The organism is Marinomonas foliarum (genome assembly GCF_003337275.1).
Lineage (GTDB): Bacteria > Pseudomonadota > Gammaproteobacteria > Pseudomonadales > Marinomonadaceae > Marinomonas > Marinomonas foliarum.
In genome coordinates this window covers 19,729-37,359 of record NZ_QPJQ01000021.1, presented here as the reverse complement: position 1 = coordinate 37,359, position 17,631 = coordinate 19,729, and the positions used below count along the sequence as shown (strand labels likewise).

General features: G+C 43.2%; 9 protein-coding genes. 8 read left to right on the top strand and 1 reads right to left on the bottom strand.

Features of this window, described 5'->3' with window-relative positions; translation table 11 throughout:
• The first annotated feature begins 48 nt into the window (after positions 1-48).
• From DFP77_RS11680 to DFP77_RS11660, 5 genes are all read left to right on the top strand, one after another.
• Positions 49-1,224 (top strand): isochorismate synthase, encoded by a 1,176-nt coding sequence (locus DFP77_RS11680; protein WP_114412463.1) that lies wholly within the window; start codon positions 49-51, stop codon positions 1,222-1,224.
• Positions 1,221-2,873 carry a (2,3-dihydroxybenzoyl)adenylate synthase gene (locus DFP77_RS11675; RefSeq protein WP_114412462.1) on the top strand — a complete coding sequence of 551 codons (1,653 nt, stop codon included), beginning with the start codon at positions 1,221-1,223 and terminating at the stop codon, positions 2,871-2,873. Before DFP77_RS11680 ends, DFP77_RS11675 begins: the two co-directional genes overlap by 4 nt.
• Positions 2,874-2,884: 11 nt before the next feature.
• Positions 2,885-3,769, top strand: coding sequence for an isochorismatase (locus tag DFP77_RS11670; protein WP_114412461.1), 885 nt, complete (start codon positions 2,885-2,887; stop codon positions 3,767-3,769).
• On the top strand, positions 3,766-4,524 hold the full coding sequence (dhbA, locus tag DFP77_RS11665) for a 2,3-dihydro-2,3-dihydroxybenzoate dehydrogenase (RefSeq protein WP_114412460.1): 759 nt from the start codon (positions 3,766-3,768) through the stop codon (positions 4,522-4,524). The genes DFP77_RS11670 and dhbA overlap by 4 nt, the downstream gene beginning before the upstream one ends.
• A 92-nt stretch (positions 4,525-4,616) precedes the next feature.
• Positions 4,617-5,303: a 4'-phosphopantetheinyl transferase family protein gene (locus DFP77_RS11660; protein WP_181858543.1), complete on the top strand. Its 687-nt coding sequence runs from the start codon at positions 4,617-4,619 to the stop codon at positions 5,301-5,303.
• A 51-nt stretch (positions 5,304-5,354) separates the two neighbouring features.
• Here the strand turns inward: DFP77_RS11660 and DFP77_RS11655 are convergent, their stop codons facing one another.
• Positions 5,355-7,409: a TonB-dependent receptor gene (locus DFP77_RS11655; protein WP_114412458.1), complete on the bottom strand. Its 2,055-nt coding sequence runs from the start codon at positions 7,407-7,409 to the stop codon at positions 5,355-5,357.
• Positions 7,410-7,517: 108 nt separating this feature from the next.
• Between DFP77_RS11655 and fes the strand changes: the two genes are divergently transcribed.
• The 3 genes from fes to DFP77_RS11640 are packed head-to-tail and all read left to right on the top strand — an operon-like array spanning position 7,518 to position 17,621.
• Entirely contained in the window at positions 7,518-8,831 is a 1,314-nt protein-coding gene (fes, locus tag DFP77_RS11650; protein WP_181858542.1) for an enterochelin esterase, read from the top strand.
• A 28-nt stretch (positions 8,832-8,859) separates the two neighbouring features.
• On the top strand, positions 8,860-9,084 hold the full coding sequence (locus tag DFP77_RS11645; protein ID WP_114412456.1) for an MbtH family protein: 225 nt from the start codon (positions 8,860-8,862) through the stop codon (positions 9,082-9,084).
• An 11-nt stretch (positions 9,085-9,095) separates the two neighbouring features.
• The gene (locus DFP77_RS11640) at positions 9,096-17,621 is read left to right on the top strand and encodes a non-ribosomal peptide synthetase (RefSeq protein WP_114412455.1); all 8,526 of its coding nucleotides are present in this window, start codon (positions 9,096-9,098) and stop codon (positions 17,619-17,621) included.
• The last annotated feature ends 10 nt before the right edge of the window (positions 17,622-17,631 follow it).

Below are 17,631 nucleotides of genomic sequence, written 5' to 3'. Positions count from 1 at the left end.
ATAAGTTTATATTTCTTTTTGATAATGGTTATCATTACAGGAGATATTATGGACATTACCTTCCCTGAACATACCAATGCTTTAGTTTCTGAGCGGCCGCAAGCTGATGTGTTTTTATTCAATTCGAATTCCAACCTTGTGCGTACTAATGGTATTCGCCAGCGCATTTCTATCCCACTGTTAAGTAATACTTTTCATCAAGAGGTTCAGGCTGTTTTTCAAAGAGAACAAGCTCAAGGAAGGTGTAATCCTATTGTGGTAGGGGCTATTCCATTTGACATGAATCAACCGGCTCAACTGGTGGTGCCTGAGTGGCATGAAAGAGTTAAGCCTCTGGATCGTACTTTCTCATCATTCGTCGATAAGGACTTTATTCATCACGCAAGTGAGCAAAGCTTTGCTCCAAGTCATACGGAGTTTTTAGATATAATAGAGCAGGCGCTGTCTTCCTTTGAAAACAGTCCTTTGAAAAAAGTTGTTTTATCTAAAATACTGAAGTTAACCTTGGATAGAAAAGTTGATGTTCCACGCTTGCTGTCTAATATTATGGCGCAAAACCCAAGCGCTTATCACTTTAGTGTTCCCCTTAAAAACAGTGTTTTAATTGGTGCTAGCCCTGAATTACTTCTTAGAAAGCAGGGTAACAAGATATTTTCAAACCCGTTGGCAGGGTCTGCTAAACGATTAGACAATCTTGACGCTGACCGACAAGCTGCAAAAACTCTTGCAAATTCAGCGAAAGATCAATATGAGCACCGCCTTGTTGTAGATGCCATTCGAGCGGCGCTGTTGCCTGTTGTAGAAAGTCTTGGGGAGCGAAAAGAATCTAGCATAATTGCGACACCAACAATGTGGCATTTATCAACGGACATTGAAGCAACACTTCCAGCAATAAATCCTCCCTCCATGTTTGATCTTATTAAACAAATACACCCAACGCCGGCCATGTGTGGCACACCAACTGTGTCCGCGCAGCAACATATTGCAGCGCTAGAACCACATCAGCGTGGTTTTTTCAGTGGCTTAGTTGGCTGGTGTGATGCAGAAGGTAACGGCGAATGGGCTATTGCCATACGTTGTGCCGAAGTATCAGGTAACAAGGTGACCTTATTCGCTGGAGCTGGGGTTGTGCCTGATTCAAATCCAGAAAGTGAGTGGTTAGAAACCAGCGCTAAAATGCGCACCATGCTGAATGCATTTGGAATAAAGGAAGATGTGATATGAGTATTGCTTTTACGCCTTGGCCAGAATCGTTTGCCGAGAAATATCGAGAAAAGGGTTATTGGACTGATCGGCCATTACTGGATTTAATTGACAACGCACCACAAGAAAATATTGCAGTTATTTGTGGTGAAAGATCGTTGAACTATCAAGATTTGTGCTCTCAATCTAAACGTTTAGCTGTGTATTTTCAGGGTCTCGGTTTACGAGCTGGAGATACTGCATTAGTCCAGCTTCCTAATATTGCCGAATTTTATGTGGTGTTTTTTGCGCTTATGCGTCTTGGTGTTGCTCCTGTTAACGCGTTGTTTAGTCATAACAAAATGGAGTTAACTGCTTACGTCACACAAATTGAACCTAAGATTATTATTGCCAGTGATGAACACGCTTTGTTTCATGATGGTGCTTTTTTCAACACGTTGAGTGCATTGTCAAAAGAGTTACAACACGCTTTGATAGTTGGTAAATCAGAATGGGCTGAGACCCTTAACAATGTACTTGGGTCATCGACAAGTACATTGTTAATGGCAATACCAAGCAAGGCTGATGAGGTTGCATTCTTTCAGCTTTCTGGTGGCAGTACAGGTACGCCAAAGCTAATCCCAAGAACCCATAACGATTACTTTTTTAGTGTGCGTCGTAGTACTGAGATCTGTCACTTTACGGCCACTACAAAGTATCTGTGTGCGTTACCTTGTGCTCATAATTTTCCTCTTAGTTCTCCTGGTGCCTTTGGCGTTTTTCATGTTGGTGGATGCGTTGTTATGTCACCAAGTCCTGACGCGAGTACGTGTTTCGAATTAATCGAACGCCATCAAGTGACTGTTACTGCTTTGGTTCCTCCTGCTTTGGCTTTGTGGCTACAAGCGGCACCGTCCAATAATTCGTCTTTATCTTCTTTGCAGCTAATGCAGGTTGGTGGTGCAAAACTGAGTGAAAGCCTTGCTCGACAAGTACCCGAAATATTGGGCTGTCAGTTGCAACAGATTCTTGGTATGGCGGAAGGTTTGGTGAACTACACCAGATTGGATGATGACATTGAGACAATAGTAACCACACAAGGGCGTCCCATGTGTTCGCTTGATGAGGTGAAAGTACTTGATGCCGAGGGCGAAGAAGTTGCTGCAGGGGAAATAGGCGAGTTGGCTACTCGTGGCCCATACACCATTCGTGGTTATTACAATTCACCAGAACATAATGCCAAGGTGTTTGATGAGGAAGGGTTTTATCATTCGGGGGATTTGGTATGCCGTAACGATAAAGGGTATTTGACAGTAGTCGGGCGTGATAAAGATCAAATTAATCGCGGTGGTGAAAAAATTGCGGCAGAAGAAATAGAAAACCTTTTATTAAAGCATGAGTTAATTATGCACAGTGCGCTTGTCTCTATGCCTGACAGTATGATGGGAGAAAAGAGCTGTGCTTTTATTGTTCCTAAAGTGGTTAGTCATGGCATGAAAAGTCTCTATTTGCGTAAATATCTAAGAGGCCTTGGTGTGGCTGACTACAAAGTGCCTGATCGGTTTGAATTTATTGATTCTCTTCCCCTTACTCCTGTTGGCAAGCCTAACAAGGTTGCATTACGCGAGTTGATACGCAAGCGCTTACAGCATAACTCACAATTTACTTCTCAATTAGATAAAACACTATAAAAGGACTTTATATGAGCATTCCAACGATATCTTCTTATCCTATGCCAACCGCTGATACGTTTCCCAATCAAAAAGTGAATTGGGTATTGGAGCCAAAGCGTGCCGTGTTTTTGATCCATGATATGCAGGCGTACTTTCTGCGCTTTTACGGTGCTGATTCGGAACTGATCAACACCTTGAAACAAAATCTTGCGGCTATAAAAGCCTATTGCCGAGCCAATGATATTCCCGTTGTTTATACCGCGCAGCCCAATGACCAGAAGCCGGAAGATCGTGCTTTATTAAATGATATGTGGGGGAGTGGCTTAAATGATTTTCCTGAGTTACAACAGGTTGTGAAAGAGTTGGCTCCAGACGAAAGTGATACGGTTTTAGTTAAGTGGCGTTATAGCGCATTTCATCGTTCGAACCTTCAGGAGCTTATGCAGAGTTGGGGACGTGACCAGTTATTGGTTGGTGGTGTTTATGCTCATATTGGCTGCATGATTACTGCTGCAGATGCCTTTATGCGTGATATTCAGCCTTTCATGATAGGTGATGCCTTGGCCGATTTCAGTGAAGATGAGCATAGACAGGCATTAACCTTTACAGGAGGAAGAACAGGTCGAGTGATTTCAACAAAAGAGGTGTTGATTGCAACTGATATTGTGGACACTGGCTTTCGCTTTGAGCAGTTAAAAGCGCAAGTTTTTGCCTTCCTTGATGATGAAGATATCCAGGAATTTGATGCCGATGAAGAGTTGATTGATTATGGCCTTGATTCGATTCAAATTATGTCATTGGTCACCAAATGGAAAGCGTTGGGAATTGAGGTTTCTTTTCAGGAATTGGCCAGTGCTGCAACACTAAATGGCTGGTGGCACCTTATTCAAAATAAAAGAGCGTTAGCGGCATGATTAATCCATTAGATTTTTCAGGTAAAACTGTCTGGGTAACGGGGGCTGGAAGCGGGATTGGTTTGGAGGTAGCGAATCAATTTACTTCTTTTGGTGCCAAAGTTATCGGCTTTGATTTAGCGTTTGATGGTGATTTTTACAGTTTTGACTGTGTAACTTTAGATATTAGCGATGAGGAGGCTGTTTCTCATGTTGTGTCGGAGATACTGAGTGATTTTCCACAACTAGATGTATTGGTGAATGGTGCGGGAATATTGCATTTGGGAAGTATTGAAGAAACAAGCTTGGATGATTTTAAGCGCTGTTTTAACGTCAATGCGGGCGGTGCTTTTTTAATGATTAAGCATGCGGCACCTACTTTTAAACGCCAAAAGAGTGGTGTAATTGTCACTATTAGCTCGAATGCAGCAAAAGTGCCGAGGCAAAATATGTCGGCCTATTGTACATCGAAAGCGGCTTTGTCTGCATTGAGCCATACGGCAGGATTGGAGCTTGCCCCTTATGGCGTACGTTGTAACCTTGTGTGCCCCGGCTCCACCGACACACCTATGCAGCGAATGTTATGGGCTGATGATGAAGCTGAGAAAAATACTATCAAAGGTTTTCCAGAGCAATATAAATTGGGTATTCCATTAGGTAAAATTGCTCAGCCGAGTGATATTGCTCAAGTGGTATTGTTCTTTGCTTCCGATATGTCGAACCATATTACTATGCAGGATGTGGTTGCGGATGGTGGGGCTACGCTAAACGCGTAGAGGTTTCGTATCGAGAACTATATATTTCCTTTTAAATAAATGAATTTGCTCGGTATGATTTTCATATCGAGCTTTTTTATATGGATGTTAAAGTGAGCGGTTATTCTCAAACACAAATACTGTTACCTGGATCTCATGTTTTACATGTGAGCCATTTTGTTTTTAAAGAAGGGTCTTTAGTTGCGACAGACTATGAGGTCAGTGTTGCAAAACCATCAGGCTATAACAATTGGCGAAATAAGCGTAAAGAAACCTTTTTGGCAGGGCGGCTTGCAGTTAAGCACGCACAAAATTTTTTGAGTGTGCCTGAAGTAGATATCGCAAAATCTGAAGATGGTGCACCTGTATGGCCAAACGAATACACAGGCAGTATATCCCATACGGATAATCAGGCGGTTGCAGTCTTATTCCGATCATTGCAAATAGGGATTCAGTATATCGGCATAGATTTAGAGCCTTTTGGTAATGCCGAAATGCTAAATGTAACTGATTCAATAGGATTGCAGTGTGAGTTTGAGATATTGATATCTGCTGGAGTTAAAAAGGAGTTATCAATCTTGCTTCTCTTTTCACTTAAAGAAAGTGTTTATAAATCACTTTACCCTATGGTGGGCGAGTTTTTTGACTTTCGAGATGTTGAGTTGACGTCTTGTGAAGGAGGTGAGTATTTTGAGTTTCAAGTAAAGCGGCAGTTAAGTCAGAGAGTGCCGCTTGGTTTTGTCTTGCATGGGGGGTATAAGGAGCAAGAAGGGCACCTATTAACTTGGGCGTATTGTTAACGAACAAAAAAGCGACACCTTTCGGTGTCGCTTTTTTATATGTTTACCCGATTACATGCGGTAGGTAGCGCTTAGGCCGATAGTGCGTGTTTGACCTACAGAGGCTCGAGCTCGATCGCCTGTTCCACTGATAAGATAGACAACATCTTCGTCTGTTAAGTTTTTAATGTAACCACTTATCAGCAAATCACCTATTGTATAGTCAACGTTAGCGTCTACAAGTGTATAGTTCCCAGCTTTTAAGTCCGATGAATTTTCTAAATCTGAGTAATATTCTCCAACATAAGTTACATCCGCGCCTATTGTTAAGTTATCACCTATATATTGAGTGAATCCCAAAGCCGCATTCCATTCAGGCGCATTAGATAGTTCATTGCTTTGAAAGCTACTGTACTTATCAATTTCAGATTTCATCATCCCAATAGATTGGCGAAATTCTAAGTTTTCTGTCAACCATTGATTGGCTTCAACTTCAATTCCAACAGTATGTGCTTTTGTAATGTTTCGAAGGCGATTATCATCAGTTGCTTGATAGTCGCTATAGTCGTTGTAAAATAAGGCTGCGTTTAAACTTGCACCGTTATCTAGCGATGTTTTTGAGCTAAGCTCGAATGCATTTACTGTTTCTGCGTCGAAGTTGTAAGCCTCAGTAACCCCAGAAGAATAGCCGTCATCGTATCCAATACCTCCTGAGTTATAGCCCTTACGTGCTGATAAGCCAATTGTCGTTTGGCTTGTTATTGCGTATGTTGCACCAATTTTAGGTAAAAAGTAATTATCATCTACAGATTGGTTTATGTAGGTGGTGTCACTGTCCGCATAAAAGCGATCTTGTTCTTCACGCTGGAAGCGTCCACCGGCGATTAAGGTTAGTTGCTCTGTGATGGCGTAGTGGCCTTCGGCAAAGAGTCCTATTCGAGTTTCTTCTGTTTTACCTTGTGTATTTACGTTGTCCAACGTGTTATCTCTATCAGCAAGCATTACCCCCGCATAACCATTCAGTGCAGAGTCAGTAGGTGTGTACTGTAGGCGGCTTTCTAAAGTATGGGTTTTATCTTTAAATATATATGTTTCTTCTCTTGGATACTGATCAAATCTATTGGTTTGGTTGTTGCTAGATAGAGTTGTTATGCTTGTTAAGCTATCATTTAGGACGTAATTTACTTCGGTAGAAAGATTATTTACTTGTGAGTCTTGTATGCGAGTATTTTTTCTATTTCCAAGAGTCAGTGTTTCATTTGTGTTGCTTGGGCCATTATTCCAATCAGCCCAGTTCAAGTAGCTTCCCTCTGCTTCACGACGGTTTGCAGTGACTTTAATAGATAAGTCGTCTGTAGCTTTCCAAAGTAATTTTCCGCGAAGGTTTAGATTGGTTGACTCTTCTGGATCTACAGGAACATTATCTGTGTCACCAGCATAACTTAAGTAGCCTTTTCCATCTGTGGTATCAGCAGCTAAACGATAAGCTACGTTTTCAGTAATTGGGCCAGAAGTCATGACAGCCAAGTTTTTCATTATATTGCCATTTTCGTAGGTTTCTAAACCAAGGCGTACAGCGGCTTCAGGATTAAACGTCGGATCATTCGTTTTTACTGATACGGCACCACCAATGGAGTTTTCACCTTGAGAGGTCGATTGTGGGCCACGAAGTACTTCAATTTGTTGAATATCCCATACACCAGATCCACTAAAGTTGTAGCCAGTAAATGCATCCGCAACACCATCCACAGAAGTGTTTACCCGCTGTCTACTGCCGCTCACTGTTGCATAATAGCCAGTAGCTGCACCGCTACCATTAATACCACGAATGTTAACAGTGCCAAATGCGGCTGTTATTACGTTCGGGGCTTTTGTTACAACATCGTTAATGGTTTTTGCGTCTCCTTTTGCAACATCCTCGCCACGAATAATCGTCACCGCGGTTGTGGTTTCTTTAATGTCTTTATCCATTTTTTCACCCGTTACAACTAATGCAGGAAGCGCCATGGGCTCTTCAGCAAGTACGCTCGATGAGACGCAAGCCGCATTAATGCTAATGACCGCAATAGCAATTGTTGATAGGGAGCTTGGTAATTGAGTGGATGAGGTTTTTTTGGAGTGATACATATTTATCCTTTTTTGCATCAATGAAGTAAAGATTTTGTTAATGTTATTGATAACGAGAATGATTCGCAATAGTATTTGTTCATATTTTTGAAATAAAGGATGAATGTGTTGAATAAGGAATCTACGTTGCCAGCATGGCTGGAATATTTTGGTGTTTGCCAAGAGCAGGTTGGCAGCAATGTTTGGTGGCAAAGCGTCAGTTCTGCAGGAGCGCCTTTTATACAAGAGGAAAGCGAGCAAACCAGCTCCGTGTTGTTTGTTTGGCAAGATCCTCAAGGAAATGAATATGAATCAAGCATTGCAAGTGTGTTGCTTGATGTTAATTCGTTGACAGACCATCACAGTTGGGATCCGGTTTGCCTTCATCGAATAAGTGGTACGGATGTGTGGTTGGGAGAGTTACAAATCAATTCTAACTGGCGAGGCAGTTATTCCTTTATTCCAATAGAAAAGCACCAGTTGCCAGATTCTGTACGACAAATGGGCGATGGTTCTAGGGAAGCGCAACGTGCTTGGTGGATGTCTGTTGCCGTAAATCAGATTTCTGATCCATTAAATCCATTACCTGAATTGATTTCGGGGTGGGGGATAAGTTCACCGCTTCATCTTCCTAAAGCCGCAGCTGAATTGGGTTGGCAAGAATGGGATCGTGGAGAGTTGAATGCTATTTCAGCTAGTCGTGTGCATGCGATCAATTGGTCCTCAAAAGAGTTAGATAACCAGCGAACTGCTTGGCTTTTCTCGACCGCAACGAGTGACGCACCATTGGTTGTATTGCTTGACGGGCAAAAATGGGGAGCGCCAAGTGGCACACTATCGGTTCTCCAGTATTTAACAGACACCTTTAAAATAGCACCTGCTCATTACCTTTTGGTGCCTTCAATAGATGGGCCGACACGCTGGAAAGAGCTGGGTTGCTACAGCTCTTTTTGGCAGTCTTTGTTAGATGAGCTTTTGCCAACAGTAACATCAGAACTTGCACAGGAAGATTGCTCCGTGTCTGATTTTCTTGTCGCAGGCCAGAGTTTAGGCGGACTTTCTGCCTTGTACGCAGGCGTTACCTTTCCAGAGTATTTTTCAAAAGTGATTAGTTTGTCTGGCTCGTTTTGGTGGCCAGAAGATAGTCGAATGCGAGCACCTAATAATACGACCTCTAGTAACGAATGGATTAAGAATGTACCTACAAATAGCCTTGCCGACCAAATCCTCAAAAATCAAATAAGTGTTTCTCATTTACAAGCTTTTTTGAATGTAGGGAGTGGCGAAGCAGATATGTGTCTATATAACGAAGCGACTTATCAAGCGATTCAGCAAAAAGGCGGACAGGTGCATTACGAGATAGTTTGTGGTGGTCATGATTGGTTGTCATGGCGCTCAGGTCTTGTTGATGGTTTGCGACATTTAATACCAGCTAGATCTTAACTTTACTGAATTAGACAGGGAGAAAAAAATGAGTAATGAAGCAATTAACCCATTTGACGATGATTCATTGGCGTTTTTGGTCTTAGTAAATGCACTGCAGCAGCATAGTTTATGGCCGCTTTTTAAGACTATACCAGCAGGTTGGCAACAGGCTTTTGGGCCGAGCTCTCGTGATAATTGTCTTGAATATATCGAAACGAACTGGACGGATATTCGCCCACAAAATTCCCCTTCACTTTCTAGCGGTTCTTAAAGAAGTTTATTATGGAAAATAACATCGCATCGCGCATTAATAAATCGATAGGCTTAGAGGATAGTACGGTTGCACCCCTTACGGATGTGCAGATGGGCATATGGCTAGCCGATCATATTTCTTCACAACGTAATACCTTTACTATTGCGCATAAGGTCCACATCACAGGGAATCTTGATTCTAAGTATTTACTAGAAGCTATTCAGCTAGGGTTGAAAGAAGCCGATACCGTACAGGCTGTTTATCGCGAATATAATGGCGTTCCGACCCAACAGTTGGATTGCAGTGATCTCGAGTTTACTCCTGCATGGATGGACATCTCGAATCAAAGTGATGGACAAGCTTATATGGATTCGCTTATTCAGCAAGACTTGGACGCTGAGTTGACGCTGTCTTCGACTATGCCATTGGTTCGTCAGATTGTTTTTAAACTGTCAGACCTGCAGTACGTTTGGTATCAGCGTTTTCACCATATCATGCTAGATGGTTTCAGTTTTAATGCCTTTACCGCCAGAGTGGCGAGTATTTATCAGGCGCTTGTTCTGCAAAAAACCATCACTAACTCACCTTATGCCTCTTTTTTTCAGGTGGTAGAGGAGGAGCAAGCCTATAAACGATCAGATAAATACCAACGTGATAAAGCTTTCTGGACAGAATACTGTTCCGATTTACCTAATGTGGTCAGTTTATCTAATCGCGATGCATTGACGGAGGCAGGAAATGCGTCGGTATCCCAGCGTTTAATTAGAGTAAATGGCCGTATTGGTGGTTCAGCTTTACAAAGCTGCCTAGATCGATTCCCTTCTTCTAATCTTACCGTTGCTGATCTGGCAATGGGATTGATCTCAGCGTATTTGATTCGAATGACGGGGCAATGGCGAGTTCCGGTTGGTTTGCCATTTATGGGGCGCGTTGGCAGTGTTTCTTTAAGTGCGCTTGGGCCAGTGGTGAATGTCTTGCCCGTTTTTATTGAAGGGCATTTGGAAGACGGTATTTTTGAGCTGACGCGACGTATAAAGCAAAGCTTGAAAGCCATACGCAAGCACCAAAAATACAATGCTGAGCAAATTTCTCGTGATTTAAATCGTGTGGGAGAAGCCTTATATGGTCCAACATTAAACTTGCGGCTGTTTGATTATGACCTCTCGTTTGGTGAGGCCGCTGCAAAAATAGAACATCTTGCTGCTGGACCTGTTGAAGATCTGGATTTCGGCTTGCACTTTGACAGTGGTGACCTTCACATAGAATGGGTGGGGAATGATCAAAAATACGATGTCGAATTGTTAAATACGCATCTGCAGCGTTTTGAGGAATTTGCTGAAAGACTTTTAGGTGATTCTGAAGCTCGTATTGCCGATGTTTCAACGTTACTAACCTCTGAGCAATTGCAGGTTCAACGTTGGCAGAAGGGGGTAGTTGGATCTAACAGTCAATATGCGAGTTTGATTGAACAGTTTCATGGATTAGATCCTTCTTTGGCAACTAGGCCAGCGCTCGTAGTGAAAGATCAGTCAATTAGCTTCGCACAATTAAATGACAATGTCGCAAAATGGGCGCAAGTGCTGAATGAGTTTGGGGTGAAAAAGGGCGCTTGTGTTGGGCTGGCTTTACCGCGAGACGAGCGCATGGTTTACGCCATGTTTGCGACCATGGGGCTAGGCGCTCATTATTTGCCTATCGATCCGACTTATCCTGAAGTGCGCATTAATTGGATGCTAGAAGACTCTGCGCCTCAATTATTGATTGCTTGTGATGCTTATGGCTTTAACGTGTCTGATACGACATCTGTTGTGTCAGTTGATGATGCCAGTTTTATACAATCAGTAAATCAAAAAGATCCCTTAAAAGCCGTGTTTGATTTTCCTTCGTCAGATGACTTGGCTTATATCATGTACACATCTGGTTCGACTGGAAAAGCAAAGGGGGTGGCGATAGCTCACAAAGGTTTAGTTAATTTAGCGTTTTCCCATTGGCTACGCGATGGCAAGGCGTTGGCAGAAAAGCATTTGAATGTGAATGCCATGCTGACCGCTTCTTTTTCATTTGATACCAGTTGGGACTCGCTATATTGGCTGTGCTTTGGACACACCCTTCATATTGTTGACGATGAAATATGTAAGGATTCTGAGCTTATTAAGCAGTATTTTAATAAGCATCATGTTCATGCCGCCGATCTGCCTCCAACGGTACTGGCTCAGCTTTTTGATCTTGAGGCGATAGAGTCAGCCAAGTGCTTTCCTGAGTTAATTTACATTGGTGGCGAAGCACCATCTTCTCGTTTATGGCAACAAGCACGACGTTACCCAGCATTGAATGTTAGAAATTACTATGGCCCTACGGAGAATACGGTAGACAGCCTAGGAGCCGATATAAAAGACTCGGACCAAGTCGTGATAGGTCGTCCTATCGCCAATACGGAATCCTATATTCTCGACTCCAGCCTATCGCCAGTTGTCATTGGAACCACCGGAGAGCTCTATGTTTCAGGTCCTGGCTTGGCGCATGGATATCTAAATCAAAGTTCATTAACCGCAGCTCGTTTTATTGCTAATCCATTCAAATTGGGTGAGAGGATGTACCGAACGGGTGATTTAGCGAGATGGCTAGAGGATGGGCAAGTTGAGTTTATTGGTCGGATAGATCATCAGGTCCAAATTCGCGGTCATCGTGTTGAGCCTGGTGAAATTGAGACGGTTCTGAATGCAATTGAAAACGTGAAAAGCAGTCTTGTTGTCGCCAATAAACTGGGCAGTACGCATCGTTTAGATGCTTATGTCGTACTTGATCACTATCAAAAAATGACTACTGATGAGCAAGCAACACAAAATGAAGCTCGAGCCCTGTTAGATGTTTTGTCTTGTCAACTTCCTTCGTATATGGTTCCGGCTACTGTGACGTTATTGGAGCAATTTCCATTAAACACAAACGGTAAGATAGATCGAAACGCGCTACCTGACCCTATTATTATTCGTAGCCGTGGAATTTTGCCAAAGAACGATAAAGAAGCGTTGGTGTGCGAATGGGTTCAGAAGGTTTTGAATCTAGATTGTGTCTTTATTGATGACGACTTTTTTGCGTTGGGTGGTGATAGTATTGTCGCTATGTCTTTAGGCGGTTTGGCGCGAAAAGAGGGTTATTCTTTACGCGCAAAAGATGTTTTTGAAAGCCGCATAATCCGTTCAATAGCAACGCGATTATCACGAGTAGATGCTGTTAAAAAGCGGCCAAGTGTTCAATCTGGTCAGCTATCGAATTTACCTATTTATCAATGGATGCAGGAAGCTGGAGGTCTTAACCAGCCTTATTTTCAGGCTGTATGTTTTGCTTTACCAGATTCTATGTCACATCAGCAGTTTGAACAGGTTATTGCCAAACTGATTGCGGCTCATAGCATTCTTGCGGCTCAGGTTCATGCTTCTCACCTTGAGATCGGCTCTTCTGAAAATGCTTTTTTTGTAAAAGTATTTGAGAAACAAGGCGCTTTATCGAATTTGGCAGACGATGCTTTCGAGCAGCTTGTTCGCATTGAATCAAATGAGCCTTTTGCTGCTATGCGAGTGGCTTATTTGCGTAATGACAATAAAAAAGCGGCTGTGTTTGTTATGCATCATTCGATAATAGATGGGATGTCATGGCGAATTCTTTTTTCTGATATAGCGGGTTTATTGAAAGACCCAGAGAGAAGCTTATCAAATTCACCCAATAGCTTAATAGATTGGCAAAAGGTTCTGGCAGATGAGATGCCTCGCTGGTTGTCCCAGCAAGCATATTGGTTGGAGCAACGAAAAGGTAAGCCACTGATAGCGCGCGAAGCTTCTAATGAGCGTGCGCATCAACGGATTTTATTAGATGAGAACGTCTCTAAACTCTTATTAGACGTAATACCCAAGCAATATCAGTGTCAGCCGCAAGAGGCTATTTTGAGTGTTTTATATATTGCTCTCGCTAAGCAATATAAGAAGACAGACATCTCAATGATGCTGGAATCCCATGGTCGTGCTGAGGTTGGTGAGCTAGATTTGACTCGAACCTTGGGCTGGTTTACCGCTGAATACCCGATACGTTTGGCCGGAAAAGACGCTCTATTATTTGATCTTAATCATCCTGAAGCGCCTTATGAAGAAGTCGTACAGTTGGTGCGTAGTAGCCTACTCAGAGTGCCCAATGATGGTGTGGGTTATGGTGTGTTGCGCTATTTGAGTGATCAGACTTCACTTGCTGAGAGTAGCAACACAGTAGCCCCGCAAATTTTATTTAACTACCTTGGCCGTTTTCAGCGGGATGATCTTTCTCTGCTGCAAGGCGAACGCTATTTTCAAGATACCTTTGAAGTACATCAATCCGATCAGCTGAAATCATCCTATGCGTTAGAATTAAATATTTTTGTGGATGACAGTCAGGGCGCTCCGCAGTTAGCCATTTATGTTGATCACGATGTTCAACAAATAGCGCCTGCAGAATCCCAAGAGCTGATTAATCAGTTGTCTGCAGTCTCCTTGACTATGAGTAAATTCGCTCAAACGCACCAAGCTATAGCGGCGGACACCTTGGTGCCAGAAGATCTGAAAAATTTGGATCTGAGTGAGCAGAATTTACATAGGTTAAGAAGCCAATATGGTTCCTTACAAGCCATCTTGCCTGCTTTACCTTTGCAAGAAGGACTACTTTTTCATGCGCAGCTAGAAAAGGAGAGTAGTGCTAAGGATGCACGTTATAGCTCTTTAGTACGCCTAACATTTTCTGGTGTTATGGACACTGAGCGGTTTAAAGCATCGTTAGGGGCTGTAATGGAAAGGCACCCTCAACTCGGCGCCTTATTTGATTTTTCTCAAGGCAATACCGCGTTACAAATTCTACCTTGGCGGTGTGGCGAGCGGAAAAATTGGGTGCCACTACAGGTAATTGATTTAACGGATCAAGATATTCTAGCCCAACAAAAACAATTGCAGGACATTGAGCACGAAGAACTTAGCCGAGATTTTATGGCGTTTCAGTCGGCAGGTATTCCATTGTTGCATACTGTTTTAGTTCGTATGTCAGATAATCAACATTGCTTGTTTTTAAACGCCCATCATTTAGTTGTTGATGGCTGGTCAACGCCTATCCTAATTCGTGATTTGCTTACTGCTTATGGCAATAGTGCTATTGAATTATCTGCTATTCCAGTTCCGTATTCTCAGGTTGTTGAGCGATTGATGTCTAGAGATAAAACGGTGATGCGAGAGGCGTGGAAAGGGGCATTAGCGGATTCCACGCCAACGCTGCTATTTGCGGATCAACCGCCTTCATCGCAAGTCACAACTCATACATTGACAATTTCCGAGGATAAGTTTACCGAGCTCAAAAGTTGTTATCAGCAGCGAGGACTTACCTTAAATAGTGTATTGCAAACCTTGTGGGCTAACTTACTTTCGGGTTTAACAGGTCGCTCTGATGTGATCTTTGGTACCCCCGTTTCTGGTCGCTTTTCTGATGTGGCGGGAATAGAAGAACATATAGGGCTATTCAGTAATACGGTTCCTGTCCGTGTGCAATTACAGCCTGAATTGACCTTATGGGAGCAAATGCAACAAGTCCAATATGAACAAGTTGGTTTGTTAGAACACGACGGATTAGGGTTGGCTGAAATCCAACGCTTAGGAGGGCACGCTAATTTATTTGATACCTTGCTGGTGGTGGAAAATTTTCCTGAGCAAACAGAATTATTTGCTCAGGACTACCAAGGAATTCGACTTTCAGAAGTGTATAACCGTGGCTTTACTCATTATCCATTGACGGTATTAGCTCTGCCTGCTGAGCAGTTAAACTTGCTGTTTGAGTATCGAGGTGGTACTGAAATTAATGATCTGATAGCACGTTTCGATAGCTTAGTAACCTCGTTGTTAAGCGATGGCAATTCGCCACAGCAAGCATTAGATCTTAGGTTACCAGCCGAAAAAGCCATAACAAAAAGCGTGAATGACACTTTTCAGGCTTTGCCTAGAATGACGCTCCGTGATGGTTTAATGGAGCAGGCTAGTCTGACACCACATCAGGTTTGTGTATCTGATGATGAGTATCAATTAACGTATTTAGAGGCTCGTTACCAAGTTGTTACGCTGGCCAAAGAACTACAATCTTTAGGTGTTCAATCTGGTGATGTTGTGGCGGTTGCACTGCCTCGTTCCGTTAAGTTAAGTCTTGCCTTGTGGGCAACTATTGAAGTGGGTGCTGCTTATCTTCCTCTTGATACTGGGTATCCAGATGATCGACTCAACTACATGCTGGACGATGCCAAACCAGCAGCATTGATTACGTTAGCAAGCGAAGCGAGCCGCTTTGTGACGACTAGCAAACAGTACTTTTATGATTCACCGATTAGATCAGCTGAAAGTGTTGAATCACAGCGAGTACTAGATAGCTGGAATGCACCTCTTTTAAGAGTAAATGAAGCCGCATATTTGCTTTATACCTCGGGTTCAACGGGGCGGCCGAAAGGGGTTCTAGTCTCTCATCAAGCGATTGTGAATCGTATTTTGTGGATGCAAAACCAATATCCACTGACTTCAGAAGATGTTGTTCTACAAAAAACACCTTGCAGTTTTGATGTGTCGGTTTGGGAATTCTTTTGGGGTGCTATGGTGGGGGCCAAATTGCATATGGCACCGCCAGAGTCTCATCGTGATCCGCTTCAATTACAGCAATTGATAATCGATCATAAGATTACCATTTTGCACTTTGTACCTTCTATGCTGGCTGCGTTTGTGTCTTCCTTAGGCGATGAAAACTCAGCAATTTGTCATAGTTTGAAACGGGTCTTTTGTAGTGGTGAAGCTTTGCCTGTTGAGCTGTCAAAGCAATTCGAAGTAAGTGTTGGTTGCGAACTTCATAATTTATATGGACCAACGGAAGCGGCAGTGGATGTCTCTTATTATCCTGCTTTTGGTCACGATTTAGCTCAGCTAAAAGGCGTTGGTGTGCCTATTGGTTATCCTGTTTGGAACACCCAGCTGCGTATACTGGATAACTTCCTGCGTCCTGTATCTATTGGTGTTGCAGGAGAACTGTATCTTTGTGGTGTGCAGCTTGCAGATGGCTATTGGCGTCGGCCTGAATTATGCGCCACTCGCTTTGTGGCTGACCCAGAAGCCAATGGTGAGCGCATGTATCGCACTGGTGATGCGGTTCGTTGGTTAGACAATGGGGCTGTTGAATACCTTGGGCGAAGCGATGACCAGCTTAAAATTCGTGGTCAACGTATTGAGTTGGGTGAAATAGAGCAAGTGCTCGCGGCACAAACCGGCGTGGATCAATCTGTTGTTGTGGCGAAAACATTAGGTCAAGACAACAGTGCAATGGGCGCAGATGCTCGTCAATTGGTGGCCTATGTCACTAGTCGTTCAGGGGTGTTGGACACCGCACAAATCCGCACGTCTATGAGTGAATTATTGCCTGCCCATATGGTGCCTGTTGCAGTATTGCAGCTAGAGGCTATGCCACTAAGTGCGAATGGAAAGCTTGATCGAAAAGCCTTGCCGCAACCATCTGACCTTTTAGGGGTGAGAAAAGGAAGGGCGCTCAAATTAGGCCTTGAAACTGAAATAGCCAATGCTTTTTCTAAGATATTGGGCGTGAGTGACCTTAATGCGAGTGATGATTTTTTTACCTTGGGCGGGCATTCTATTCTGGCAGTGCGCTTGGTTTCAGAGCTGCGTAAGGTATTGAAGCTAAATATTACGGTTGGTCAGGTTATGGTGTCCCCAACTATTGAATCATTAGCGCTGGTAATTGCTAATCAAGACCTGACACGCAGTCGCGACTTGTCTGGCTTTGGGGCGGTGTTACCGATAAAAGAGGGTACTGGCTTACCTATTTTTTGTATTCATCCTGCGTCTGGTTTTGCTTGGCAATATGCTGGCTTTGCTCGTTATCTATCGCACACTTTTCCCATGATTGGTTTGCAGTCTCCACGGCCAGATGGGCCCATTGCAGCACAAACTAATATGGACGGTGTTATCGAGCAGCACTTTAAAGTGCTAAGAGAGAGGCAGCCAACAGGGCCTTATCGTTTGATTGGTTACTCCTTAGGCGGTGTTATTGCTCACGCTCTGGCGGTTCGATTACAAGCAATAGGCGAGGAGGTGAGCTTTCTTGGGTTGTTGGATACTTATCCACCCGACGAGCAAGATTGGTCCGAATCTGTTGATGCTGAAATTCAGCATGAAGTTGAGCGTGAGAGGACAAAGTTCATGGATACATCGGAAGATATGTTAGATGAGCAGGTTGAAGAAGCACAAGATGCCATGTTTGCCGATATTGTGCAGAACTATGCCGACTCGGTTGTTTTACTTTCAAAGGCAAAAACGCAGCGTTATCAAGGCAAAGCTGTTTTGTTTGTGGCAGATAAAACCCTGCCAGAAGGCATGGATATCCAAGCGACTTGGGCGCCTTATGTCGATGAGCTTGAAGAGCATCATTTTGAGTTTGCGCATGAAGATATTTTATCGCCTGAAGCACTTAATGCGCTGGGGCCTGTTTTTAACCAATTAGTCTCATAGCTATAGCTTT

Excerpts from the sequence above, each read along its gene's own strand:
- DFP77_RS11680 (WP_114412463.1), top strand. The coding sequence starts at position 49 with ATGGACATTACCTTCCCTGAACATACCAATGCTTTAGTTTCTGAGCGG.
- DFP77_RS11675 (WP_114412462.1), top strand. The coding sequence starts at position 1,221 with ATGAGTATTGCTTTTACGCCTTGGCCAGAATCGTTTGCCGAGAAATAT.
- DFP77_RS11670 (WP_114412461.1), top strand. The coding sequence starts at position 2,885 with ATGAGCATTCCAACGATATCTTCTTATCCTATGCCAACCGCTGATACG.
- dhbA (WP_114412460.1), top strand. The coding sequence starts at position 3,766 with ATGATTAATCCATTAGATTTTTCAGGTAAAACTGTCTGGGTAACGGGG.
- DFP77_RS11655 (WP_114412458.1), bottom strand. The coding sequence starts at position 7,409 with ATGTATCACTCCAAAAAAACCTCATCCACTCAATTACCAAGCTCCCTA.
- DFP77_RS11645 (WP_114412456.1), top strand. The coding sequence starts at position 8,860 with ATGAGTAATGAAGCAATTAACCCATTTGACGATGATTCATTGGCGTTT.
- DFP77_RS11640 (WP_114412455.1), top strand. The coding sequence starts at position 9,096 with ATGGAAAATAACATCGCATCGCGCATTAATAAATCGATAGGCTTAGAG.